The organism is Burkholderia multivorans ATCC BAA-247, assembly GCF_000959525.1.
Classification (GTDB): Bacteria; Pseudomonadota; Gammaproteobacteria; order Burkholderiales; family Burkholderiaceae; genus Burkholderia; species Burkholderia multivorans.
Genome location: NZ_CP009832.1, coordinates 3,015,651 through 3,040,544, shown reverse-complemented (window position 1 = coordinate 3,040,544; position 24,894 = coordinate 3,015,651). Strand labels below are relative to the sequence as shown.

Sequence of the window (24,894 nt, the reverse complement as noted above, 5' to 3'; positions counted from 1 at the left end):
GCCGTCCGCCCGATCGCCTCCCCGGTTTGCGCTCAGCCGCAGTCGCGGTTCGACGGCGCAGGCAGCCGTGCGTCGAAGGCGCCGTTGACAAGGGGCGATTCGCCAAACGATAGATGCCGCCCAAACCGCTATTCCCGAATGTCTTCCCCGCTGACGGGGCGCCGCGCAAACGGCGGCTCGCGCTTGCACTGCTGGCCGTGCCCGGCCTCGTGCCGGCCGTGTCGCACGCGCAGCTGACGGGCGCGGCCGCGCAGCCGCAGCCGCTCGATTCGCCGTGGGATCTGCGTCTCGCGCCGCAGCTCGAGGAACATCCGCTGAAGGACGGCGCGAAGCCCGCCGCGTTCGTGATCGCCGACCACACGAGCGGCACGGCCGAGCAGGACATGGCCGCGAAAGGCTCGGCCGAACTGCGGCGCGGCGACGCGGTCGTGAAAGCCGACGCGATCCACTACGATCAGGATACCGACATGGCCGATGCATACGGCCAGGTCAGGGTGATCAACGGCGGCACGTCGTTCGCGGGCCCCGAAGCGCACCTGAAGATCGAGGCGAGCCAGGGCTTCATGACGGCGCCGAAGTATCACTTCAACGTGACGGGCGGCTCCGGCAGCGCGGAGCGCGTCGACATGCTCGACAGCGAGCGCTCGGTGTTCGTGAACGGCACGTACACCGCATGCGCGTGCGCGACGCATCCCGCGTGGTACATCAAGGGCAGCCGCTTCGACTTCGACACGGGCGCCGACGAAGGCACCGCGCGCAACGGCGTGCTGTTCTTCCAGGGTGTGCCGATCTTCGCGAGCCCGTGGATGACGTTCCCGCTCTCGGGCGATCGCAGAAGCGGCCTGCTGCCGCCGACGTTCTCGATGAACTCGAACAACGGGTTCGAGCTGTCGCTGCCGTACTACTTCAACATCGCGCCGAACCGCGACCTGACGATCACGCCGCGCATCATCTCGCGGCGCGGCGTGCAGACCGAAGCGACGTTCCGCTATCTGTCGCCGAGCTATTCGGGCACGTTCACCGCGAACTACCTGCCGGACGACCGGCTCGCGCACCGCAACCGCTACGCGATCTACTGGCAGCACCAGCAGAACTTCGGCGGCGGCTTCGGCGGCTACGTCTACTACAACAAGGTCTCGGACAATACCTATCCCGAAGACCTTGGGTCGATGAACCAGTTCATCAACGGGACGCAGACGCTCTATCAGCAGGAAGCGGGCCTCACGTACAACAAGGGTCCGTGGTCGGTGCTCGCGCGCTACCAGCACTGGCAGACGCTGCCGCCGTCGATCGCGCCGTACAGCCGCGAGCCGCAGTTGAACGTGAAGTACACGAAGTACAACGTCGGCGGCTTCGACTTCGGCGCGGAAGCCGACTACTCGCGATTCCGCATCACGACCGCCGACTCGACGCAGGGCGACCGGATCGTCTTCAACCCGTACATCGCGTACGGCGTCTACGGACCCGGCTACTTCGTCGTGCCGAAGGTGCAGTACCACTTCGCGTCGTACGACCTGAACTACCTGTCGTCGAGCACGCCGAACAGCCCGAAGCGCTTTACCGAATCGATTCCGACCGTCAGCTTCGACACCGGGCTGATCTTCGACCGCTCGGTGCGCCTGTTCGGCCAGGACTTCATCCAGACGCTCGAGCCGCGGCTCTACTACGTGTATACGCCGTACCGCGACCAGTCGAACGCGCCGCTGTTCGATACCGCCGAATCCGACTTCGGCCTCGCGGAGATCTACCAGCCGAACACGTTCGTCGGCAACGACCGCGTCGCGGACGCGAACCGGATCACGGCCGGCCTGACCTCGCGCTTCATCGATCCGCGTACCGGCGACGAGCGCGCGCGCTTCGTGATCGCGCAGCAGTACTACTTCGCCGATCAGCGCGTGACGCTGAACACGGGGCAGTCCGCCGCGCAGGCGCGCCACTCCGACCTGATCGTCGGCGCTGCGCTGAAGCTCGGTTCGGGCTTCATGTCGGAAACGGCGTTCCAGTACAACCAGAACAACAACCAGCTCGTGAAGTCGAGCATCGGTTTCGGCTTCAGTCCCGGCGAGCGCAAGGTGATCAACGCCGCGTACCGCTACACGCGCGCAAGCACGACGCTCGACGGACAGCCGATCAACCAGTTCCTGGTGTCCGCGCAATGGCCGCTCACGCGGCGCCTGTACGCGGTCGGCCGCTTCAACTACGATCTGGCCGGCGACCGGCTTGTCGACGGTCTGCTCGGCTTACAATACGACGCGGATTGCTGGGCGCTCGGCGTCGGCGTGCAGCGGTTCGCCAACGGCGTGAATTCGTCCGGACAGCGGAACTCGTCGACGCGCTTCATGATGCAGCTCACGCTCAAGGGGCTGTCGACCGTCGACAACGGCCTCGTCGCGGCGTTCCGCGCCGGCGTGCCGGGCTACACGCCGCTGCCGTCGGCACCGCCGCCGATGTCCCGCTTCAGCAACTACGAGTAACGCGGCCTGTCTGACCGGTCAGCCGATTTCAATGGAGTATCAGTGGCAATGAAGAAAACCCTTCGTTTCGCGGCAGTCGTGTCCAGCCTCGCCGCGTCCGCCGCGCTGCTCGCCGCCGCGCCGGCCGCGGCGCAGGCGCTCGGTTCGCAAGGCGCGCAGCTCGCCGACGAAGTCGTCGCGGTCGTCAACAACGACGTGATCACGGGCCGCGAACTCGACCAGCGCGTCGGCCTGATCTCGCGTCGGCTGCAGCAGCAGAACGCGCCCGTGCCGCCGATCGACCAGCTGCGCGCGCAGGTGCTGAACCAGATGGTGCTCGAGCGCATCCAGGTGCAGAAGGCGAAGGACGACGGGATCCGCGTCGACGACGCGACGGTGCAGGCCACGCTGCAGCGCCTCGCGCAGGCGAACGGGATGACGCTCGACCAGTATCGCTCGCGTCTCGAAGCGCAAGGCGTGCCGTGGAGCATCTTCACGGCCGATGCGCGTACCGAACTGATGCTGTCGAAGCTGCGTGAGCGCGAGGTCGACAGCAAGATCACCGTGTCGGACGCCGAAGTCGCGAGCTACATCGCGAGCCAGCGCGGGCCGAACGCCTCGCAGCAGCAGGACCTGCGCTTCCAGCACATCTTCATCAAGGCGCCGACCAACGCGCCGCAGACGCAGATCGAAGCCGCGCAGAAGAAGGCCGAGGCGCTGCTGCAGCAAGCGACGTCGGGTGCCGATTTCGAGAAGCTCGCGAAGAACAATTCGGAAGCCGACGATGCGAAGAAGGGCGGCGATCTCGGCTTCAAGTCGCCGAGCGCGCTGCCGGCCGACGTCGTCGACGCCGCGGCGAAGCTGCGTCCGGGGCAGGTCAACCCGACGCTGATCCGCGTGCCGGACGGCTTCGAGATCATCCGCCTCGTCGATCGCCGGCAGAGCCAGGGCGCGACGGCCGCGGCGCCGAAGATCGTGCAGACGCACGTGCGCCACATCCTACTGCGCGTCGGCGAAGGCAAGTCCGAAGGGCAGGCGCGCCAGCAACTGATCGATATCCGCCGGCAGATCGAGGCCGGCGGCGACTTCGAGAAGTTCGCGCGTACCTATTCGCAGGACGGTTCCGCGTCGCAGGGCGGCGATCTCGGCTGGATCAGCCCCGGCGAGACGGTGCCCGAATTCGAGCGCGCGATGAACGCGCTGCAGGACGGCCAGATCAGCCAGCCCGTTCGTACGGAATACGGCTATCACCTGATCCAGGTCGTCGGCCGCCGCGAGGCGGAAGGCTCGGTGCAGCAGCAGATGGACATCGCGCGTCAGGCGATCGGCCAGCGCAAGGCCGAGCAGGCGTATGCGGACTGGCTGCGCGAACTGCGCGATTCGTCCTACGTGCAGTACAAGATCGGCGGCCTGCCGTCGAACTGAGCCGACGATGAGCGCGCGCGCCTTGCAGATCGCGATCACGACCGGCGAGCCGGCCGGCGTCGGTCCTGAGCTGACCGTGCAGGCGCTGCGCGACGCCGGCGAGCGCTGGCCCGATGCGCAGTTCACGGTGCTCGGCGACGCCGCGCTGCTCGAAGCGCGCGCGGCGGCCGTCGGCGCCGACTGGGCCGCGCTGGTCGGCGGTTCGCGCGTGTCGATCGCGCATCACGCGCTGGCGGCGCCCGCGCATGCGGGCCGGCTCGACGCGGCGAACGGCCGCTACGTCCTCGCGCTGCTCGATGCGGCGATCGACGGCGCGGTGGCCGGCCGCTACGACGCGATCGTCACCGCGCCGCTGCAGAAGAGCACGATCAACGATGCCGGCGTACCGTTCACCGGCCATACCGAATACCTGGCCGAGCGCACGCATACGGCGCGCGTCGTGATGATGCTCGCGGGCACCGGCGCAACGCCGCTGCGTGTCGCGCTCGCCACGACGCATCTGCCGCTGAAGGACGTGTCGGCCGCGCTGACGATCGACGGGCTCGTCGAGACGCTCGCAATCATCGACCGCGACCTGCGGCGCGACTTCGGGCTCGCCAGGCCGCGGATCCTCGTGACGGGTCTCAATCCGCATGCGGGCGAAAACGGCTATCTCGGCCGCGAGGAAATCGACGTGATCGCACCGGCGCTCGCGCGCGCCCAGGCGCAGCAGATCGACGCGCGCGGCCCGTATCCGGCCGATACGCTGTTCCAGCCGCGCTATCTCGCCGACGCCGACTGCGTGCTCGCGATGTTCCACGATCAGGGGCTGCCGGTACTGAAGTACGCGACGTTCGGCGAAGGCATCAACGTGACGCTCGGGCTGCCGATCATCCGCACGTCGGTCGACCACGGCACCGCGCTCGACCTCGCCGGCACCGGCCGCGCCGATCCCGGCAGCATGGTCGCGGCGCTCGACACGGCCGTTACGATGGCGCGGCATCGGCGCGCGGCCTGACGCGGCATGGTCTGACGCGGCCGGCGTCGCTCGCGGCCGCCGCTTCCTTACTCATCGCATTTTTGGTTTTTTCTTCAGCCGATGTCGAACAGCAGACAGCATCAAGGCCACTTCGCGCGCAAGCGCTTCGGGCAGAACTTCCTCGTCGATCATGGCGTGATCGACTCGATCGTCGCGACGATCGCCCCCGCGCGCGGCCAGCGGATGGTCGAGATCGGCCCCGGGCTCGGTGCGCTGACCGAGCCGCTGATCGCGCGGCTCGCGACGCCTGAAACGCCGCTGCATGCAGTCGAGCTCGATCGCGACCTGATCGCGCGTCTGAAGCAGCGCTTCGGCGCCCTGCTCGAACTGCATGCGGGCGATGCGCTCGCGTTCGACTTCCGCTCGCTCGCCGCGCCCGGCGATGCGCCGTCGCTGCGGATCGTCGGCAATCTGCCGTACAACATCTCGAGCCCGCTGCTGTTTCATCTGATGACGTTCGCGGACGTCGTCGTCGATCAGCACTTCATGCTGCAGAACGAAGTCGTCGAGCGGATGGTCGCGGAGCCCGGCACGAAGGCCTTTTCGCGGCTGTCGGTGATGCTGCAGTATCGCTACGTGATGGACAAGCTGATCGACGTGCCGCCCGAGTCGTTTCAGCCGCCGCCGAAGGTCGATTCGGCGATCGTCCGGATGATTCCGTACGCGCCGCACGAGCTGCCGGACGTCGATCCGGTGCTGCTCGGCGAAATCGTGACGGCCGCGTTCTCGCAGCGCCGCAAGATGTTGCGCAATACGCTCGGCGATTATCGCGAGACGATCGATTTCGACGCGCTCGGCTTCGATCTCGCGCGACGCGCGGAGGACGTCAGCGTTGCCGAATACGTCGGCGTCGCGCAGGCGCTCGCGGCCGCGCGCAACGCGCAGTGATGCGGTGACGCCGTGACGCGCGGCGATGCGCGTGCGGTGTTCCCGCACCGCATCGAACGGCGCGCGTGCTTCGATCGCGGCGTTGGGGCTGATTACACGCGCCGGCGCGTCGGCGCATTGACGAGCGCGATGCCGGTCAGCACGAGCGCGGCCGCCGACATGAAGCGCCAGCCGACCGATTCGCCGAGCAGCAGCACGCCGAACGCGACACCGAACAGCGGCGACAGGAACGTGAACACCGACAGCCGCGATGCGCTGTAGCGCGTGAGCAGCCAGAACCACGACAGATAGCTGACGAACGCCACGATCACCGATTGATACGCGAGGCTTGCCACGGCGACCGGCGTCACATGCGCGAACGATGCCTGGCCGAGCAGCACGGCGAGCGCGACGAGCACGACCGCCGACACCGCGAGCTGGTAGAACAGCGTCTTGCTCGCGCTCGCGCGGGCGAGCGACGTCGAGCGCACGACCACCGTCGTCGCGGCCCACATCGCGCCGCCGAGGATGCCGAGCGCGTCGCCGGCGAGCCCGGCCAGCACCGATGCGCCGGGCGCGCGCGGTTTCAGGAAGCCGTCCGCGAATGCGAGCGCGATGCCGGCGAACGCGATGCCGACACCCGCCCACTGCACGCGCTGCAGCCGCTCGCCGGGCGCGAACAGATGCAGGCCGAGCGCGGTGAAGCACGGTGCGGTGTACAGGAAGATCGCCATATGCGACGCGCTCGTCAGCGTGAGCCCGAAGAACACGCAGATGAATTCGCCGGCGAACAGCGCGCCGGCTGCGAGACCGGCGCCGAACGTGCCGTCCGCGCGGAACAGCGGTGTGCCGCGCGAGCGCGCCCAGGCCCACAGCAGCAGTGCGGCGATCACCGAGCGCAGCCCGGCCTGGAAGATCGGCGGGATCGCCGCGTTCGTGCTCTTGATCGCGACTTGCTGAAAACCCCAGATCGCGCACAGGAGCAGCATCAGACCGACGGCGCGCGCATCGAGCGCGCGACGCGCGGGTGCGGCGGCAAGCGCGTTCATCGGCGTACCTCGGCGCCGCGCATGCGCGGCTCGGGACAGGCAGGGCGGGCGGCGCGTCGTGCGCGCTCGAATCGACGGTATCGCACGGCGGTGTGAGCGGAGTGGGGATGATCGCGCGGTAAGGGCGCGGCCTGGATGTTTCGGTATCGGAGGCCGTGCCCGCTTTTGGTGCGCGGTGCTGCGATGTTACCCGATCGGTGCGCCGGCAGGCAGGGGCGCTTTCCCGATGAAGCGGCGGATGGGGGCGGTCCTTGTCGTGCGTGCCTCGCCGGCCGCACCTCGCCGGCCGCGCCCAACGCATTTCCCCCGACTCTGGTAGAGTTTCCGGTTCAGGAAAGTCCCCACAGGAGTACACCCCATGCGTTTGTTGCACACGATGCTGCGAGTCGGCGATCTCGACCGTTCGATCAAGTTCTACACCGAATTGCTCGGCATGAAGCTGCTGCGTCGCGAGGACTATCCGGAAGGCAAGTTCACGCTCGCGTTCGTCGGCTATGAAGCGGAGAGCACCGGCACCGTGATCGAGCTGACCCACAACTGGGACACGCCGTCCTACGATCTCGGCAACGGTTTCGGCCATCTGGCCATCGAAGTCGACGATGCATACGCGGCCTGCGAGAAGATCAAGGCGCAAGGCGGCAAGGTCACGCGCGAAGCGGGCCCGATGAAGCACGGCACGACCGTGATCGCGTTCGTCGAGGATCCGGACGGCTACAAGATCGAGTTCATCCAGAAGAAGACGCACTGAGCGTCGGACGAGCCGGGCCGCGACGCGTGCGCGGCACGCGAACGGGCGGTGCAGGGCGACCTGCATCGCCCGTTTTGCATCGCGCGCCGCGCCGCCTCACAGCGACGGCAGCAGCTCCGGCGGATGGTGCTTGAGCGTATGCCGCGCTTCGCGGAACTCGGGGAAGATCGATTCGACCGTCTGCCAGAATGCCGGGCTGTGATTCATCTCGCGCAGATGCGAGAGCTCGTGCGCAACGACGTAGTCGATGATCGACATCGGGAAATGGATCAGCCGCCAGTTCAGGCGGATCTTGCCGTCGCTCGAGCAACTGCCCCAGCGCGTCGCGGCCGACGACAGCGCGACCATCGAATACGTGACGCCGAGCTTTTCCGCATACACCGCGAGGCGTTCGACGAAGATCCGTTTCGCTTCGCCCTGCAGCCAGCCCTGCACGCGATCCTTGATCTGCTGCGCGTCGGCCTGCGCGGGCAGCGGCAGCGACAGCCGCTGCGCGAGCGCGTCGAACGCGACGGCGCCCGCACCGAGCGCGATCGTGATCGTCTTGCCGAGATACGGCAGCTGCGCGCCGTCGCGCCAGTCGATCTGCGGCAGCGCGCGCTGTTCGGTGCGCGTTTTCCATTCCGCGAGCTTCGCGAAAATCCAGCGCTGCTTCTCCGCGATCGCGGCCTCGATGTCGGCGAGCGTGACCCAGCGCGGCGCGGTGATCGACAAGCCGCTGCCGTCGATCGTGAAGCCGATCGTGCGCCGTGCGGAGCGCTTCAGCCGGTATTCGAGGACGCGGCTGTCGAGCGCGAGCGTGCGGATGCGCGAGCGGTCGGGCGCGGGCGCCGTGTCGGGCGGCGCGAGCGGGGCGATCGGCGACGCGGGCGCAGCGTCGGGCGGCGCCGGCGGCGACACGGGTGCCGAAGGCGCAGCGGCCGGCCCGTCGAAGAGCGGCAGGTCGAGCTGGCGATGATCGAGTGCCACGACGGCGGGTCGTGGCCGCGGACGCTTCTTCATCAGTTCGCTTCGTTTTGTCGTACGCAACGGCGGCTGTCCGGACGAATCAGACACGTGCCGCGTCGCGCGTGTCGGCGTTGCCCGCCTGTCGATAGGCATCGGGATCGATGCGGCGCATTTCCGCTTCGATCCACGCTTCGACGCGCGAGTTCAATACGTCGGGCGTGAGGCCGGTCACGTCGATCGGCTTGCCGATCGATACCGTGACGACGCCCGGATACTTCGTGAACGAGTTGCGCGGCCATACATGACCGGCATTGTGCGCGATCGGCACGACGGCGGTGCCGGTTTCGATCGCGAAGCGCGCGCCGCCCGTCTTGTACTTGCCCTGCTTGCCGACCGGCGTGCGCGTGCCTTCGGGGAACATGATCACCCACGCGCCTTCGGCGAGACGCTTCTTGCCCTGCCGGATCACCGAGTCGAACGCGTGTTTGCCTTCCTTGCGGTTGATGTGGACCATGTGCAGCATGCCGAGCGCCCAGCCGAAGAACGGCACGTACAGTAGCTCGCGCTTGAACACGTAGCAAAGCGGCTTCGGCATCAGCGCCGGAAACGCGAGCGTCTCCCACGCCGACTGGTGTTTGGACAGCAGCACGGCCGGACCGTCCGGCAGGTTCTCGAACCCTTCGATCCGGTAGCGGATGCCGTTCAGCCAGCGCACGACCCAGAGCGTCGACTTGCACCAGCCGGCCGCCATCCAGTAGCGCGCGTCGGGGCGCAGGAACGGGAACGCGATGAAGCATGCGGTCGCATACGGCACCGTGTACACGATGAAATAGATCAGCAGCAGCAGCGAACGGACGAAGCGCATCGGCGTGAGTGTAGCGTTGGGGAGGATGCGCGCGGCGGCCGCATCACTCGTAGTCGTGTGAAAGGAAATCGAGCGCGAACGCACGCAGGTCGTCGTGGACCTTCGTGCCCGGCGGCAGGCCGCCCGCGGCGAGCGTCTTCTTGCCCTTGCCGGTCAGCACGAGGTGCGGCTGGAAGCCGACCGCGACGCCGGCCAGCAGGTCGCGCAGCGTATCGCCGACGACGGGCGTGTGATCGGGATCGATCTCGAAACGCTCGGCGATCATCTGCATCATGCCGGGCTTCGGCTTGCGGCACTCGCAGTGATCCTCGGACGTGTGCGGGCAGAAGAACACCGCGTCGATGCGCGCGCCGACCGCGGCCGCCGCGCGATGCATCTTCAGATGCATCGCGTTGAGCGCGGCCATGTCGAACAGCCCGCGGCCGATGCCGGACTGGTTGGTCGCGACGACCACGCGATAGCCGGCATGGTTCAGCCGTGCGATCGCCTCGAACGCGCCGGGCAGCGCGATCCACTCGTCGGGCGTCTTGATGAACGCGTCCGAATCGACGTTGATCACGCCGTCGCGATCGAGGACGACGAGCTTGCGGTTGGGGCTGGTCGGCATCGTGCGGCCCTTATGCGGCGAGCTTCGAGATGTCGGCGACGCAGTTCATCTGCTGATGCAGGGCGGACAGCAGCGCCAGACGGTTCGCGCGCAGCGCCGGATCGTCGGCGTTGACCATCACGTCGTTGAAGAACGTATCGACCGGCGCACGCAGCGCGGCGAGCGCCGAAAGCGCGCCCGTGTACGCGCGTGCCTCGAGCTGCGACTGCACGTGCGGCGTCACGGCCGCGAGCTGTTCGTGCAGCGCCTTCTCGGCCGCCTCGACGAGCAGCGTCGGCTGCACGGCGCCGTTCGCGCCGCCTTCCGATTTCTTCAGGATGTTCGAGATCCGCTTGTTCGCGGCCGCGAGCGCTTCGGCTTCCGCGAGACGCGTGAATTCGCGCACCGCGTCGAGGCGCGCGACGAGATCGTCGAGGCGCGTCGGGTTCAGGCTCAGCACCGCGTCGACTTCGCCGGCCGAGTAGCCGCGCTCGCGCAGCAGGCCGCGCAGGCGGTCCATGAAGAACGCGACGATCGCGTCGGTCGATTCCGCAACGCCCGGCACGCCTTCGAAGCGCGCGTACGCGGTGCGCAGCAGCGACACGAGATCGAGCGGCAGCTGCTTCTCGATCAGCAGGCGCAGCACGCCGAGCGCGTGGCGGCGCAGCGCGAACGGATCCTTCTCGCCGGTCGGCGCGAGGCCGATGCCCCAGATGCCGACGATCGTTTCGAGCTTGTCCGCGAGCGCGACGGCCGTCGACACCGGCGTGGTCGGCAGCGTGTCGCCCGAGAAGCGCGGCTGGTAGTGCTCGGCGCACGCGAGCGCGACATCGTCGGGCTCGCCGTCGTGGCGCGCGTAATACGTGCCCATCGTGCCCTGCAGTTCCGGGAACTCGCCGACCATGTCGGTCAGCAGGTCGGCCTTCGCGAGGCGTGCGGCGCGCTTCGCATGCGCGACGTCGGCGCCGATCGCGGGCGCGATCTCGCCGGCCAGCGCTTCGAGGCGCTCGACGCGCGCCAGCGCCGAGCCGAGCTTGTTGTGATAGACGACGTTTGCGAGCAGCGGCACGCGCGCGGCGAGCGGCTTCTTCTTGTCCTGCTCGAAGAAGAACTTCGCATCGGCGAGGCGCGGACGCACGACGCGCTCGTTGCCCTCGACGATTTCGCCCGGCGTCTTCGTCTCGATGTTCGACACGATCAGGAAGCGCGAGCGCAGCTTGCCGCCGATGTCGGTCAGCGCGAAATACTTCTGGTTCGTCTGCATCGTGAGGATCAGGCATTCCTGCGGCACCTGCAGGAATTCGTCCTCGAAGCGGCACGGATAGACGACCGGCCATTCGACGAGCGACGTCACCTCATCGAGCAGCGCATCGGGCATCACGACCGTGTCGCCGTTCGCATGCTCGTTCAGCTGCGTGCGGATCGTTTCCTTGCGATCGCCGAAATGCGCGATCACGCGGCCCTTGTCGCGCAGCGTCTCGGCGTACGCGCTCGCATGCCGGATCGCGACGAGCCCGTCGGACAGGAAGCGATGGCCGAGCGTCGTGTCGCCGGCGTCGATGCCGAACGCGGTGACGGGAACGACGCGATCGTCGTGCAGCACCGTCAGCCGATGCACGGGACGCACGAACTGCACGTCGCTGCCGTCCGGGCGCTGATAGGTCATGACCTTCGGGATCGGCAGCTTCGCGAGCGTCTCGTCGAGCGCGGCCTGCAGCCCGTCGGCGAGCGTCGCGCCGGCGGCCGAATAGTTGATGAAGAACGCTTCGGCCTTGCCGTCCTGCGCGCGTTCGAGCTCGGCGATCGTCAGGTTCGGATGGCCGAGCGCCGCGAGCTTCTTCGCGAGCGGGGCGGTCGGATTGCCTTGCGCGTCGAGTGCGACCGATACCGGCAGCACCTTTTCGCGCACCTGGCGGTCCGGTGCGACCGCGCGCACGTTCTGCACGACGACCGCGAGGCGGCGCGGCGTCGCATAGCGTTCGAACACGAGCTCGCCTTCGACGAGATCGCGCGCGGCGAGGCGTTGCGCGAGGCCTTCGGCAAATGCGTCGCCGAGGCGCGCGAGGGCCTTCGGCGGCAGCTCTTCGGTCAGCAGCTCGACGAGGAGGGGGGCGGGATGATTGTGCGTCATGGTGTGAAGAAATCTCGTCTCGTCAGTCCTGATCGATCTTGCGTTCGACCTTCAGCGGCGGCGCCCACGCCGGCTGCGCGGCATCCTGGGCATCGGTGGTGAGGCCCGGCACGCCCGGCGGGTTGCCGAGCATCGGGAAGCCGAGCTTCTCGCGCGAGTCGTAGTACGCCTGCGCGACGAGACGCGACAGCGCGCGGATGCGGCCGATGTACGCCGCACGCTCGGTGACCGAGATCGCGCCGCGCGCATCGAGCAGGTTGAACGTGTGGCCGGCCTTCAGCACGAGCTCGTATGCGGGCAGCGCGAGCTGCGCTTCGATCATCCGCTTCGCTTCCGCTTCGTAGCTGTTGAAGAACGTGAACAGCAGATCGACGTTCGCGTACTCGAAGTTGTACGTCGACTGCTCGACTTCGTTCTGGTGATAGACGTCACCGTACGTGAGGCGGCGGATCTCGGGGCCGTTCGGGCCCTGTTCCTCCCACTCCGTCCAGATCAGGTCGTACACGTTCTCGACCTTCTGCAGGTACATCGCGAGACGCTCGAGGCCGTACGTGATCTCGCCGAGCACCGGCTTGCAATCGAGGCCGCCGACCTGCTGGAAGTACGTGAACTGCGTGACTTCCATCCCGTTCAGCCACACTTCCCAGCCGAGGCCCCACGCGCCGAGCGTCGGGTTCTCCCAGTCGTCCTCGACGAAGCGCACGTCGTTCTGCTTCAGATCGAAGCCGAGCGCTTCCAGCGAGCCGAGGTACAGGTCGAGGATGTTCTCCGGCGCCGGCTTGAGCACGACCTGATACTGGTAGTAGTGCTGCAGCCGGTTCGGGTTCTCGCCGTAGCGGCCGTCCTTCGGGCGGCGCGACGGCTGCACGTAAGCGGCGCGCCACGGCTCGGGGCCGACCGCGCGCAGGAACGTGTGGACGTGCGACGTGCCCGCGCCGACTTCCATGTCGATGGGCTGGAGCAGAGCGCAACCCTGCTTGTCCCAGTAGGACTGCAGCGTCAGGATGATTTGCTGAAACGTAAGCATGAAGAGCCTTCGTGGCGCTGGCGCTCCGTTGCGGGCGGCGTTCCGGGCGGGGCCCGGAGCGGCGGCTCGCGCGGCGGCGCGGCTTGTTAGTGTGCTGAAACGCGCAATTTTACCGGATCGGCGCGCCGATGCGGCCGGAACGCTGCCCGAGCGGGTCGGGCGGCCCGCGCACGCGGTGCCGCGCACATCGTTCGCGATGGTGCGCGTGCGTCGCGCGGCAGCCGCGGGCCCATGCCGCGGGGACGTTAAGATGCGCGTATTGCGGGGCGCGCATCGCGCATCCGACCGGCGATTCCGACTGCATGAACGATTCGAACGACCTCCTGATTCCGCTGCTCCCGCCGCTGGCGGCCCTGCTCGAACGGGCCGCGGATGCGCAGTCGCGCGGCGAGCACGACGCGCGCGCGCTGTGGCTCGCCGCTGCGGCGCACCTTCATCCGGTCGACTCGGCCGCGCTGTCGCAACTGACGTCGGCGCTCGTCGCGCGGCAGCGCACCGGCGACGCGGTCGCGCTCGCCGCATGCGCGGCGCGCGTGCATGCGGATGCCGCAGCGCACTTCAATTACGGTTATGCGCTGCAGATGGCCGGCCGCCATGCGGACGCCGTCGCGCCGTACCGCGCCGCGCTGGCCCTCGATCCCGACCGGCCGTCGCTGCGCAACAATCTGGCGATCGCGGTGCGGCTGTCGGGCGGCGATCGCGCGGAAGAAGTCGCACTGCTCGAGGCGGCCGTGCAAGCCGATCCGTGCGACGTGCAGGCGTGGATCAATCTCGTCGTCGCGCAGCTCGCGATGCGCAATCTCGACCGCGCGCTCGTCTGCGCGACACGGCTCGTCGAACTGGCGCCGGACAATGCGCTCGCGATGAACAACGTCGCGATGGCGATGAAGGAGGCGCAGCGCTGGGACGACGCCGAGCGCTACGCGGCGCGCGCCGCCGAACTCGCGCCGGACGATCCGTCGTACCGTTTCAACCTCGCGATCATTCACCTCGTGCGCGGCAATTACGCGGCCGGCTGGCGTGGGCACGAAGCGCGATGGGACGGCGCGGGCGAGTTGCGCGGCCGGCGCCCGGCGCTACCGGGTCCGCGCTGGCAGGGCGAACCGCTCAAGGGCAAGACGCTGTTGCTGTGGGGCGAGCAGGGCCTCGGCGACGTGCTGCAGTTCTGCCGCTTCGTCGCGCCGCTTGCCGAACGTGTGCACCGCGAGGGCGGCCGGCTCGTGTGGAACACCTTCCCGCTGCTCGGCACGCTCCTGCAGCGCAGCCTCGGCGCGCATGCGGACGAATTCGGCGCGGGCGGCGACATCGCGGCGCTGCCGGCGTTCGACTACGAAGTGCCGCTGATCGGCCTGCCGCTGATGCTCGGGATCGAGCACGACACGCTCGCGTCGTCGGTGCCGTACCTGCGGGCCGATGCGCGCGCCATCGATGCGTGGCGCGCCCGCCTCGCGCGCGAGCGGCGGCTGAAAGTCGGCCTCGTGTGGACGGGTAGTGCCGGACATCAGCGCAATCCGTTTCGGCGCGTCGGCGTCGAACGGTATGCGCATGCGTTTCGCGCGATCGACGGCGTCGCGTTCTATTCGCTGCAGCCGGGCGCGGATGCGGACGTCGCGGCCGCGCGCGCGAGCGGTTTCGCGATCGAGGACTGCACGTCCGAGCTGAAGAGTTTCGACGACACGGCCGCGTTCATCGGCGCGCTGGATCTCGTGATTACCGTTTGCACGTCGGTTGCGCATCTGGCCGGTGCGCTCGGCGCACGGACCTGGGTGCTGCTCGACGTGAATCCGCATTGGCCGTGGCTGCTCGAGCGCAGCGACAGTCCGTGGTATCCGACTGCGACGCTGTATCGGCAGCGCACGTTCGGCGACTGGCAACCGGTGATGGACGCGGTGGCGGGCGACTTGCAACAGCTGGCCGCGACGCAGTCGCACGCTAGCTCGCCCGCGCGCTGACACCTGCGCGTGGGCCGCCGCGCGTCGGACGATTGCGCGGCCTCGTTGCGGCCTACTTGCGCCGCCGCAACCCCGGCCCGAACGTGAAGCCGAACGCGAGCAGCACGAGCGACACCACGAGCACCGTGACGTTGCCGCTCGTCACGTACGGCGTGAAACCGCTCGTGCCTTCGATGCGCACGTCGAGCGAGCCGATCGTGAACGGCTTCAACTGCCCGAGCACACGACCGTGCGCGTCGATCGCGGCCGTCATCCCCGTATTGGTCGCGCGCAGCATCGGCCGGCCCGTTTCGAGCGCACGCATCCGCGCGATCTGCAGATGCTGGTCAAGCGCGATCGTGTCGCCGAACCATGCGAGATTCGTCACGTTGACGAGCACGCCGGGCGGCTGCGGATTGTCGCGGATCGTCGCGGCGATTTCCTCGCCGAAGATGTCCTCGTAGCAGATGTCTGCCATCACGGGCTGATTGCGTACGAGGAACGGCTTCTGCACCGGCGCGCCGCGCGCGAAATCGCCGAGCGGCATCTTCATCAGATCGACGAACCAGCGGAAGCCCCACGGAATGAATTCGCCGAAAGGCACGAGGTGATGCTTGTCGTAGTGATAGATGTCGCGCGAATTTGGCGTCACGCCGTACAGGCTGTTCGTGTAATCGACGTAGCGGCCGTCCTCGGTCACCGACGCGCCGACCGCGCCGAACAGCACCGCCGAGCCCGTCGTGTCGCTGAACTTGCGGATCGCGACGGCGAACGGTTCGGGCAGTTCCTGGATCATCACCGCGATCGCCGTCTCCGGCGTGACGATCAGGTCGGCCGGCTTCTCGGTGATCATCTGCTGATACATTTTGATCGCTGCGTCGATGCCGGCCTGCTCGAACTTGATGTCCTGCTTCACGTTGCCCTGCAGCAGCCGCACGGTGAGCGGCGCATTCGCCGGTACCGTCCACGTCGCCTGCGACAGCGCGACGCCGAGCGCGACCAGCGCGACCGCGACGGCAGCCGGCGCGACGACCCGCACGCGCGCGCGCGGTGCCGCGCCGGCCGCCGGCGACTGCGCCGGCCGTGCGGCCGCGAACGCCTGCACGATCAGCGCGGCGAACAGCGCGAGCACCCAGCCGATACCGTACACGCCGACGACCGGCGCGAAGCCCGCGAACGGCCCGTCGACCTGCGGATAGCCGCTCGCGAGCCACGGGAAGCCGGTAAACATGGTGCCGCGCAGCCACTCGCCGAGCGCCCACGCGCCGGCGAAGGCGAACGCGCCGTGCCAGCTCGGCGAGAACGGCCGCGGATCGGGCGTGCGGCGATGCCATGCATGACCGGCGCAGAACGACCACAACCCGGCCGAGAACGCCGGATACAGCGACAGATACAGCGAGAACAGCACGAGCGCGCCGCCCGCGAGCGGCGCGGCCATCTCGCCGTACACGTGCATGCTGATGTAGAGCCACCAGATGCCGCTGATGAAGTTGCCGAAGCCGAACGCGCCGCCGGTCAGCGCGGCGCTGCGCCAGCTCGCGGTGCGCGTGAGCTGCGCGAAGAACCACACGAAGACGACGAGCTGCAGCCAGCCGCCGTGCGGCGTCGGTGCGAAGCAGAGCGTGTTCGCCGCGCCGGCGAGCAGCGCGACCGGATAGTGCCAGCGTGGCAACGCGCGGCCGGGCGCCGACGCGGGAATGCCGCCAGCCGGGCGGGACGGGATCGGATCGTCCATGTGAAGCGGAAGTGGGCGAAGCGGTTGGAAAGGGCGCGGCCGATGCGCGACGCGCGGATCAGTCCTCGTGCGAGGCTTCGGCGCGACGGCTCGCGAGCGGGTTGCGGCGCACCAGCAGCACGTGAATCTGGCGCGCGTCGCCGCGCTGGATCTCGAATACGAGGTTGCCGAGCTGCAGCTTTTCGCCGCGGTGCGGCACGCGGCCGAAATGATGGGTGATCAGCCCGCCGATCGTGTCGACCTCCTCGTCGGAGAAATCGGTGCCGAACACCTCGTTGAACTGCTCGATCTCGGTCAGCGCGCGCACGCGGTAGCGGCCGTCCGGCCCCGAGATGATGTTGCCGGCTTCCTCGTCGAAGTCGTATTCGTCCTCGATGTCGCCGACGATCTGCTCGAGCACGTCCTCGATCGTGATCAGGCCCGCGACGCCGCCGTACTCGTCGACGACGATCGCAAGGTGATTGCGGTTCACGCGGAAGTCATGCAGCAGCACGTTCAGGCGCTTCGATTCGGGAATGAACACGGCCGGGCGCAGCATCCCGCGCACGTCGAATTCCTCTTCCGCGTAGAACCGCAGCAGGTCCTTCGCGAGCAGCACGCCGATCACGTTGTCGCGGTTCTCCTCGTACACGGGGTAGCGCGAGTGCGCCTTTTCGAGGACGAACGGGATGAAATCCTCGGGCTTGTCGGCGATGTTGATCGCGTCCATCTGGGCGCGCGGCACCATGATGTCGCGTGCGCACAGGTCGGATACCTGGAATACGCCTTCGATCATCGACAGCGAATCGGCGTCGATCAGGTTGCGTTCGTGCGCGTCCTGGAGGATTTCGAGCAGCTCGCCGCGGGATTCGGGCTCGGGCGAGATGAAGTCGGTCAGGCGCTCGAGCAGCGAGCGCTTTTCTTGCGGTTTGTCGGTTGGCTTTCGACTGGGATACGAATCGTTCATGGTGGTGCGCCCGGGTCGTGCCGGGGCGCGCTGTCACGGAGTAGGCAAGGATACACCAAGGGGATGGCAGGTCCGTGTCGCGCCGGCCGTTCGGCCGATGCGCGCGGCCGCGCTGCTCCGCTCGGGAAACGGCCGCGCCGGGCGGGGCGGCGGCCTGCTTCCCATCCTATCTCAGAAAAGTGCGCCCGCGTAGCCCGCAGCGCCATGCGGCGACGAGCAATCGCGGAACGGGGGAAGCCGGCCAAAGGTGCAGGGCGGCGGCCGATGTGCCGCGCCGGATGCCGCCCGGCTCGCGCCGGCGACATTCCGCCGCACGCGTGCGCCGTGCCGCGCACCGTTCAGAACCGCATGCCGGCCGAGCAGCCGCCGATGGCCGCGCCGTTGGTCGCGGCGCCGCCGCAGCCGAACACGCCGCAGCCCGACAGCGCGACGCTGGCGGCGGCGATCAGCGCGACGGTGCGCAGTCGGAAAGCGAAACCGGCGCGCACCCGCCGCGAATTGAGGGCCGCAGCATCTGTCGGCCCCGCACGGCGGCCGTCCGCGCACAGCGGCGCGGCAGCGCGAGCGGGACGCGCAGCGCGGCGCATCATCGGCATCGCGCGAGCAAGCTTTCGAGCGCGCGGTCCGGAATGCCGCTCGCGCGCAGCGCTTCGACGGTGCGGCTCACGTAATCGAGCGTGGTGCCGTAGCGGCCGGCCGCGCAGCCGAACACTTCCTTCACGACGGCATCGGGCAGCTTGCCCGTGTACGTCGGCGCGTCGCGACGCATCACGAACGCGAGCGCGGTCACGCGTTCACCGGTTTCGAGCGAGCACGGCAGCCACGCGGGCCGGTACGAGCCCATCGGCATTTCGCGCTTCCACAGGGTTTCGAGATGCGGCTGCGCGGTCGCGCCTGCGAGGCGGAACGCGATGCCGGCGCACGACCCGCCGCGATCGAGCGCGAGCACGAGGCCCGGCCGCTCGGGCGTGCCGCGGTTCACGCGCGACCACAGATAGAGCCCGCGATGATAGCCGTGCACCTTCGCGCGCACGGCGGCGACCGTCGGCAGGCCGGGATTCCAGATCAGCGAGCCATAGCCGAACAGCCACAGATCCTGCCGGCCGTCCCAGTCGCGCATCGTCTGCGCCAGCGACGCCGCAAGCTCCTCTTCCGTCAGCAGACGGCCTTCGCCGATCGACGGCGGGTAGGCGGGTGGGAGCGTCGCGGCGTTCTGCATCGTTCGGCCGGATTACCGGTACGGGTTCGGAAAGCCCAGCTTCGCGAGAATGTCGACTTCGAGCGCTTCCATCTCGGCGGCGTCCTCGTCGCTCGTCTCGTGATCGTAGCCCTGCGCATGCAGCGCGCCGTGCACGAGCAGGTGCGCGTAGTGGGCCGCGAGCGGCTTGTCCTGCTCGCGCGCTTCCTTCTCGACGACGGGGCAGCACAGCACGAGATCGCCGATCACGGTGCCGTCCGGCGCCGGATCGTAGGCGAACGTCAGCACGTTGGTCGGATAGTCCTTGTGGCGATAGCCGGCGTTCAGCGTGCGGCCTTCCGTTTCGCCGACGAAGCGCACCGTGATCTGCGCGTTCGCGAACAGCGCCGGCGCGAGCCATTCGGCGATCAGCTTGCGCTTCGGCAGCGTCTTGCGCACCGCGCTCGTGATTTCGTCGCCGTATTGCACGGACAGGTCGAGTTCCTGCTCGCGCTGCTCGCCATCGTCGTCTTCGTCGCGCGGCGCCGGTTCGGCGCCGACGTGCAACGTGAGGCTGTCGTAATGCTCGGGCTGCAGCGCGAGCTTCGCGCGCATCGCCGGATCGTTGTGCTGCGCGACGATCGCGACGGCGGCGTCGCCCGAGCTGCCCGACAGGTCGAACATCAGGCTGCGGCCGTCCGGAAAGTCGATTCGCAGCCCCTGCGCCTTCACGGTGCGGGCCTTGCCCTTCGCATCGAACAGCGACACGCGGGTGGATTCGGACGCGGCGGACTCGGCGCGCCCCGACTTGCGAGAACGGGTGGATTTCATGACGCGTACGGCGATTGGAACGCGATGAGGATACACCAAACGGTCGATTGCGCCCGAATTCCGGCTGCCCGTGCGCGGACGAAAAAAGACCCGGCGCGCACCAGCGGGCCGGGTCCGGTCGCGCTTCGCGCGTTCGGCGTGTTCACGCGTCCCGTTAGGCGTCCTTGTGCTGCGCGTGGAAATCGTCGTACGCCTCGACGATGCGCGCGACGAGCGGGTGACGCACGACGTCCGCGCTCGTGAAGCGCGTGAGCGCGATGCCGCGCACACCGCCGAGCACCTGCTGCGCCTCGACGAGGCCGCTCTTGTGGCCGCGCGGCAGATCGACCTGGCTCGTGTCGCCGGTCACGACGGCCTTCGAGCCGAAGCCGATCCGCGTGAGGAACATCTTCATCTGCTCCGGCGTCGTGTTCTGCGCTTCGTCGAGGATGATGAACGCATGGTTCAGCGTGCGGCCGCGCATGTACGCGAGCGGCGCGATCTCGATCATCTGGCGCTCGAACATCTTCGCGGTCTTGTCGAACCCGAGCAGGTCGTACAGCGCGTCGTACAGCGGCCGCAGATACGGATCGACCTTCTGCGCGAGATCGCCCGGCAGGAAGCCGAGCCGCTCGCCGGCCTCGACGGCCGGACGCGTCAGCACGATGCGCTTGACCTGATCGCGCTCGAGCGCGTCGACCGCGCATGCGACCGCGAGATAGGTCTTGCCGGTACCGGCCGGCCCGATGCCGAACGTCACGTCGTGCGACAGGATCTGCTTCAGATACTCGCGCTGCGCCGGCGTGCGGCCGCGCAGATCGGCGCGCCGCGTGTAGAGCTTCGGCGCCGGCTCCTCGAGCGCCTCGTCGTCGTCGAGCTGGACGGTCGGCTCGTCGAACGGATGATCGGGGTCGCCGCGAAAACGCACGTCGAGCGTGTCCTGGCGGCCGTTGCCGCTCGTGTGGCGTACTTCGACGAGCGCGAGCTGGATGTCGTCGACCGACAGCGGATCGCGCGCGCGGTTGTAGAAGTTTTCGAGCGCGGCGAGTGCGAGCTTGGCGCCGCGCCCGCGGATCGCGATCCGGTGCCCGCGTCGCGCGAGCGTGACATCGAGCGCCTGTTCGATCTGCCGCAGGTTTTCGTCGAGCGGGCCGCAGAGATTCGCGAGGCGCGCGTTGTCGTCGCGCGGCGCGGTGAATTCCAGTGCTTGAGCGGGCTTCAAAGTGGCGTCGGGCTCCTGTTGGGCTGGCGGCCGGCGGCGCGGAAACGCATGCGTTTCAGCGCACCGGGCCTAGTGCGTGGCTGCGCTCGCGTCGTCGCTGACGAGCACGAGTTCGCCGCGCAGCGAGTGCGGATACGCGTGGTTGATCTTCACGTCGATCATCTGGCCGATCAGGCGCGGATGCGCGGCGAGCGGCGCCGGGAAGTTCACGACCCGGTTGTTCTCGGTGCGGCCCGCGAGTTCGTTCGGATCCTTGCGCGACGGCCCTTCAACGAGGATACGCTCGACCTTGCCGACCATCGACTGGCTGATGCGCGCGACGTTTTCCTCGATCGTCGCCTGCACGAGCTGCAGCCGCTTGAGCTTCACGTCGCGCGGCGTGTCGTCGTGCAGGTTCGCGGCCGGCGTGCCGGGGCGCGGGCTGTAGATGAACGAGAAGCTCGTGTCGTAGCGCATGTCGTGCACGAGTGCCATCATCTTGTCGAAATCCTCTTCCGTTTCGCCGGGGAAGCCGACGATCAGGTCGGTCGACAGCGACAGGTCGGGACGGATCGCGCGCAGCTTGCGGATCACCGACTTGTATTCGAGCACCGTGTAGCCGCGCTTCATCGCCATCAGGATACGGTCCGAACCGTGCTGCACCGGCAGGTGCAGATGGTTCACGAGCTTCGGCACCTTCGCGTACGTGTCGATCAGCCGCTGCGTGAATTCCTTCGGATGCGAGGTTGTATAGCGGATCCGTTCGATGCCCGGAATGTCGGCGACGTATTCGATCAGCGTCGCGAAATCGGCGACCTCCGACGAGCCGGCCGTCAGCGCGCCACGATACGCGTTCACATTCTGGCCGAGCAGCGTGACTTCGCGCACGCCCTGATCGGCGAGACCCGCGACTTCGGTCAGCACGTCGTCGAGCGGGCGCGAGACTTCGTCGCCGCGCGTGTACGGCACGACGCAGTAGCTGCAGTACTTCGAGCAGCCTTCCATGATCGACACGAACGCGGTCGGCCCTTCGACGCGCGCGGGCGGCAGGTGATCGAACTTCTCGATTTCGGGGAACGTGATGTCGACCTGCGCGCGGCCGCTCGTGCGGCGTGCGTCGATCATCTGCGGCAGGCGGTGCAGCGTTTGCGGGCCGAACACGAGGTCGACGTACGGCGCGCGCGACACGATCGACGCGCCTTCCTGGCTCGCGACGCAGCCGCCGACGCCGATCAGCAGATCGGGCTTCGCTTCCTTCAGCTCGCGCACGCGGCCGAGATCGGAGAACACCTTTTCCTGCGCCTTTTCGCGCACCGAGCAGGTGTTGAACAGGATGATGTCCGCGTCTTCCGGGGAGTCGGTCTTCTCGAGGCCTTCGGCCGCATTCAGTACGTCCACCATCTTGTCCGAGTCGTACTCGTTCATCTGGCAGCCGAAGGTCTTTACGTAAACTTTCTTCGTCATGGGGTTCGCCGTTCGCAGTGGTTGACCTGGGGGCGTGTCAAAGGTGAATCGGGACGGCAGCGCGTCGCGGCGCCCGGTTGCGCAGGTCGCGCGTGGCGCAGGAAAAGCCGTCGGGAAAGCCTTCCATTATAGCTTTTCGCGCGGGCCGACGCGGCCGCCCGGTGGTGGCCCTGCGACACCCGCATTGGCGTTCCGACCCTTCGTGCGCTGAACGCGGGCCGTCACCGGCATGCGTTCAGCAGATCCTCGAGCGCCGCTTCCTCGCGCGCGAAGCGCTCGGCGAGAAAATCGAGCAGCACGCGCACGCGCGGCGCCATGTAGCGCTTGCTGTGATAGATCGCGTGCAGCGGCGCGTCCTGGTGGCGCCACTCCGGCAGCAGCACGCGCAAGCGGCCCGCGCGCACGTCGTCGGCGATGTCCCACAGCGACTTCAGCGCAATGCCGTGCCCGCGCAGCGTCCATTCGCGCGTGAGGCCGCCGTCGTTGGTCTCGAACGCGTTCGACATCGGCACCGTGTAGGTCTGCACCTCGTCGCCGCGCGTGAAGCGCCAGGTGTTCATCGGCCCGGATGCGATCGTGATCACGTTGCACGGAAATCGGGCTAGATCGGTCGGGTCGGCCGGCGTTCCGTAGCGTTCGACGAACGACGGCGCCGCGCACAGCACGCGCCGGTTTGCGGCGAGCCGCCGCGCGACCAGCGCGCCGTCGGGCGGCGCCGCGAAGCGGATCGCGAGGTCGATCTCGTCCTGCCAGAGATTCGACGACGAATCGGACGCCGTCAGCGAGAACGTGACGTCGGGATGCCGCGCGGTGAATTCGTCGAGCCAGTCGAGCAGCTGGTTGCGGCCGAAATCGGATGTCGACGACAGCCGCACCTTGCCGCCGACGACGTTGCGGCCTTCCTGCAGCATCGCGTCGGCGTCGTCGAGCGCCTGCAGCGCCTGCCGGCAGCAGTTGAGGTACAGCCGCCCTTCGTCGGTGAGCCGCAGCTGCCGCGTCGAACGCTCGAACAGCCGCGTCGCGATTTTCGCCTCGAGCTTCGCGAGTCGCGCGCTGGCCGCCGCCGGCGTCAGGTTCAGCTTGCGTCCGGCCGCCGACAGGCTGCCGAGTTCGGCCGCTTCCACGAACAGCCGGATGTCGCCGAGTCGATCCATGCGATTTTCCAGAATCTTTTGAAAATGGTTCAAACGCCGCGCCAATTATCAAATATCGGCGCGTTCGGGACAATGCGCGCACGAACTTGTGCGATGCGGCATCGGCCCCGGTGCCGCGTCCGCCCCTTACCGGAGAACCCTCATGCCCATTCCGTTGCTGGCGCTTGCGATCAGCGCCTTTGCCATCGGCACCACCGAATTCATCATCATGGGTCTGCTGCCCGAAGTCGCGCACGATCTGGCCGTGTCGCTGCCGTCGGCGGGCCTGCTCGTGACGGGCTACGCGCTCGGCGTTGCGGTCGGCGCGCCGCTGCTGGCCGTGCTGACGAGCCGCATGCCGCGCAAGTTCGCGCTGCAACTGCTGATGGCGATCTTCATCGTCGGCAACGTGCTGTGCGCAACCGCGTCCGGCTACACGATGCTGATGGTCGCGCGCGTCGTCACGTCGTTTGCGCACGGCTCGTTCTTCGGGATCGGCGCCGTGGTCGCCGCGTCGCTCGTGCCGGCCGACAAGCGGGCCAGCGCGATCGCGCTCATGTTCACGGGCCTCACGCTGTCGAACGTGCTCGGCGTGCCGTTCGGTACGTTCGTCGGGCAGCTGCTCGGCTGGCGCGCGTCGTTCTGGATCGTCGCCGCGCTCGGCGTGCTGTCGCTGGCCGGCATCGCGGCGCTCGTGCCGAACCGGCACGACAGCGGGCCCGTCGGGCTCGGCCACGAAGTGCGCGTGCTGAAGGAGCCGCAGGTGTGGCTCGCGCTGCTGATGACGGTGCTCGGCTTCGGCGGCGTGTTCGTCGTGTTCACGTATATCGCGCCGATCCTCGAGAGCGTGTCCGGCTATTCGCCGCGCGCAGTCGCGCTGATCCTCGTGCTGTTCGGTGCGGGGCTCACGGTCGGCAACACGCTCGGCGGCCGGCTCGCCGATCGCGCGCTGATGCCGTCGCTGATCGCGATCCTCGTCGCGCTGATGGCCGTGATGGCGGTGTTCGCGAAGACGAGCCATCTGCCCGTCGCGGCCGCCGTCACCGTATTCGTGTGGGGAATCGCCGCGTTCGCGACGGTGCCGCCGCTGCAGGCGCGCGTCGTCGAGAAGGCCGCGAGCGCGCCGCATCTCGCGTCGACGCTGAACATCGGCGCGTTCAACGTCGGCAATGCGGGCGGCGCGTGGCTCGGCGGGCTGGCGCTCGATCACGGGCTCGCGCTCGATGCGCTGCCGTGGGTCGCTGTCGCCGTGACGTTCTCGGCGCTCGTCGTCACGTGGCTCGCGATGCGGCTCGACGCGCGCGGGCCGGCACGCGACTGCGCGGCAACGGCGCAATAGGGCGGCCGGCGAGGTGCGGCCGGCGAGGTGCGGCCGGCAAG

At 68.3% G+C, this 24,894-nt stretch carries 21 protein-coding genes; 7 read left to right on the top strand and 14 right to left on the bottom strand.

Annotation, left to right across the window (positions count from 1 at the left end; all coding sequences use genetic code 11):
* The first annotated feature begins 113 nt into the window (after positions 1 to 113).
* The 4 genes from NP80_RS26585 to rsmA all read left to right on the top strand — a co-directional run bounded on the left by NP80_RS26585 (position 114) and on the right by rsmA (position 5,784).
* Positions 114 to 2,474, top strand: coding sequence for an LPS-assembly protein LptD (locus NP80_RS26585; RefSeq protein ID WP_006409861.1), 2,361 nt, complete (start codon positions 114 to 116; stop codon positions 2,472 to 2,474).
* 48 nt (positions 2,475 to 2,522) lie between these two features.
* The gene (locus NP80_RS26580) at positions 2,523 to 3,878 is read left to right on the top strand and encodes a peptidylprolyl isomerase (protein WP_035488903.1); all 1,356 of its coding nucleotides are present in this window, start codon (positions 2,523 to 2,525) and stop codon (positions 3,876 to 3,878) included.
* Positions 3,879 to 3,885: 7 nt separating this feature from the next.
* A complete protein-coding gene (gene pdxA / locus NP80_RS26575) occupies positions 3,886 to 4,875 on the top strand; it encodes a 4-hydroxythreonine-4-phosphate dehydrogenase PdxA (RefSeq protein ID WP_006406556.1) in 990 nt (329 codons plus the stop codon).
* Positions 4,876 to 4,956: 81 nt separating this feature from the next.
* Positions 4,957 to 5,784, top strand: a complete 828-nt coding sequence (gene rsmA, locus NP80_RS26570; protein WP_006406555.1) for a 16S rRNA (adenine(1518)-N(6)/adenine(1519)-N(6))-dimethyltransferase RsmA — start codon at positions 4,957 to 4,959, stop codon at positions 5,782 to 5,784.
* Between the two features lie 92 nt (positions 5,785 to 5,876).
* On the opposite strand, the gene NP80_RS26565 is transcribed toward rsmA, so the two are convergent.
* Entirely contained in the window at positions 5,877 to 6,812 is a 936-nt protein-coding gene (locus NP80_RS26565; protein ID WP_006406554.1) for a DMT family transporter, read from the bottom strand.
* A gap of 358 nt (positions 6,813 to 7,170) precedes the next feature.
* Between NP80_RS26565 and gloA the strand changes: the two genes are divergently transcribed.
* On the top strand, positions 7,171 to 7,560 hold the full coding sequence (gene gloA / locus NP80_RS26560; RefSeq protein ID WP_006398327.1) for a lactoylglutathione lyase: 390 nt from the start codon (positions 7,171 to 7,173) through the stop codon (positions 7,558 to 7,560).
* A gap of 96 nt (positions 7,561 to 7,656) precedes the next feature.
* Here gloA and NP80_RS26555 read toward each other — a convergent pair whose 3' ends face one another.
* Genes NP80_RS26555 through glyQ form a run of 5 tightly spaced genes read right to left on the bottom strand, consistent with a single transcriptional unit; the run spans position 7,657 to position 13,117 of the window.
* The gene (locus NP80_RS26555) at positions 7,657 to 8,562 is read right to left on the bottom strand and encodes a M48 family metallopeptidase (protein WP_006406552.1); all 906 of its coding nucleotides are present in this window, start codon (positions 8,560 to 8,562) and stop codon (positions 7,657 to 7,659) included.
* A gap of 46 nt (positions 8,563 to 8,608) precedes the next feature.
* A complete protein-coding gene (locus NP80_RS26550) occupies positions 8,609 to 9,373 on the bottom strand; it encodes a lysophospholipid acyltransferase family protein (protein ID WP_006398329.1) in 765 nt (254 codons plus the stop codon).
* A 43-nt stretch (positions 9,374 to 9,416) separates the two neighbouring features.
* On the bottom strand, positions 9,417 to 9,980 hold the full coding sequence (gene gmhB, locus NP80_RS26545) for a D-glycero-beta-D-manno-heptose 1,7-bisphosphate 7-phosphatase (RefSeq protein WP_006398330.1): 564 nt from the start codon (positions 9,978 to 9,980) through the stop codon (positions 9,417 to 9,419).
* 10 nt (positions 9,981 to 9,990) lie between these two features.
* Positions 9,991 to 12,090 (bottom strand): glycine--tRNA ligase subunit beta, encoded by a 2,100-nt coding sequence (glyS, locus tag NP80_RS26540; RefSeq protein WP_006398331.1) that lies wholly within the window; start codon positions 12,088 to 12,090, stop codon positions 9,991 to 9,993.
* A 22-nt stretch (positions 12,091 to 12,112) separates the two neighbouring features.
* Positions 12,113 to 13,117, bottom strand: coding sequence for a glycine--tRNA ligase subunit alpha (glyQ, locus tag NP80_RS26535; RefSeq protein WP_006398332.1), 1,005 nt, complete (start codon positions 13,115 to 13,117; stop codon positions 12,113 to 12,115).
* Positions 13,118 to 13,419: 302 nt separating this feature from the next.
* On the opposite strand from glyQ, the gene NP80_RS26525 reads away from it, so the two are divergent.
* A complete protein-coding gene (locus NP80_RS26525) occupies positions 13,420 to 15,069 on the top strand; it encodes a tetratricopeptide repeat protein (protein WP_006410140.1) in 1,650 nt (549 codons plus the stop codon).
* 52 nt (positions 15,070 to 15,121) lie between these two features.
* On the opposite strand, the gene lnt is transcribed toward NP80_RS26525, so the two are convergent.
* The 8 genes from lnt to NP80_RS26490 form a co-directional block, all read right to left on the bottom strand.
* Entirely contained in the window at positions 15,122 to 16,783 is a 1,662-nt protein-coding gene (lnt, locus tag NP80_RS26520; RefSeq protein ID WP_045594253.1) for an apolipoprotein N-acyltransferase, read from the bottom strand.
* A gap of 58 nt (positions 16,784 to 16,841) precedes the next feature.
* Positions 16,842 to 17,729, bottom strand: coding sequence for a CorC family transporter (locus NP80_RS26515; protein WP_006410267.1), 888 nt, complete (start codon positions 17,727 to 17,729; stop codon positions 16,842 to 16,844).
* Positions 17,730 to 18,067: 338 nt separating this feature from the next.
* Positions 18,068 to 18,325, bottom strand: a complete 258-nt coding sequence (locus NP80_RS31170; protein ID WP_006410270.1) for a hypothetical protein — start codon at positions 18,323 to 18,325, stop codon at positions 18,068 to 18,070.
* Positions 18,316 to 18,948 (bottom strand): gamma-glutamylcyclotransferase, encoded by a 633-nt coding sequence (locus NP80_RS26510; protein ID WP_006398338.1) that lies wholly within the window; start codon positions 18,946 to 18,948, stop codon positions 18,316 to 18,318. Before NP80_RS26510 ends, NP80_RS31170 begins: the two co-directional genes overlap by 10 nt.
* Before the next feature lie 12 nt (positions 18,949 to 18,960).
* Complete coding sequence (ybeY, locus tag NP80_RS26505; protein WP_035946922.1) at positions 18,961 to 19,737, bottom strand: rRNA maturation RNase YbeY; 777 nt, start codon at positions 19,735 to 19,737, stop codon at positions 18,961 to 18,963.
* 154 nt (positions 19,738 to 19,891) lie between these two features.
* Positions 19,892 to 20,938, bottom strand: a complete 1,047-nt coding sequence (locus NP80_RS26500) for a PhoH family protein (RefSeq protein ID WP_006398340.1) — start codon at positions 20,936 to 20,938, stop codon at positions 19,892 to 19,894.
* A gap of 69 nt (positions 20,939 to 21,007) precedes the next feature.
* On the bottom strand, positions 21,008 to 22,381 hold the full coding sequence (gene miaB / locus NP80_RS26495) for a tRNA (N6-isopentenyl adenosine(37)-C2)-methylthiotransferase MiaB (protein ID WP_006406545.1): 1,374 nt from the start codon (positions 22,379 to 22,381) through the stop codon (positions 21,008 to 21,010).
* Between the two features lie 221 nt (positions 22,382 to 22,602).
* A complete protein-coding gene (locus NP80_RS26490) occupies positions 22,603 to 23,535 on the bottom strand; it encodes a LysR family transcriptional regulator (protein WP_006410265.1) in 933 nt (310 codons plus the stop codon).
* Between the two features lie 142 nt (positions 23,536 to 23,677).
* Between NP80_RS26490 and NP80_RS26485 the strand changes: the two genes are divergently transcribed.
* Entirely contained in the window at positions 23,678 to 24,853 is a 1,176-nt protein-coding gene (locus NP80_RS26485; RefSeq protein ID WP_006410266.1) for an MFS transporter, read from the top strand.
* The last annotated feature ends 41 nt before the right edge of the window (positions 24,854 to 24,894 follow it).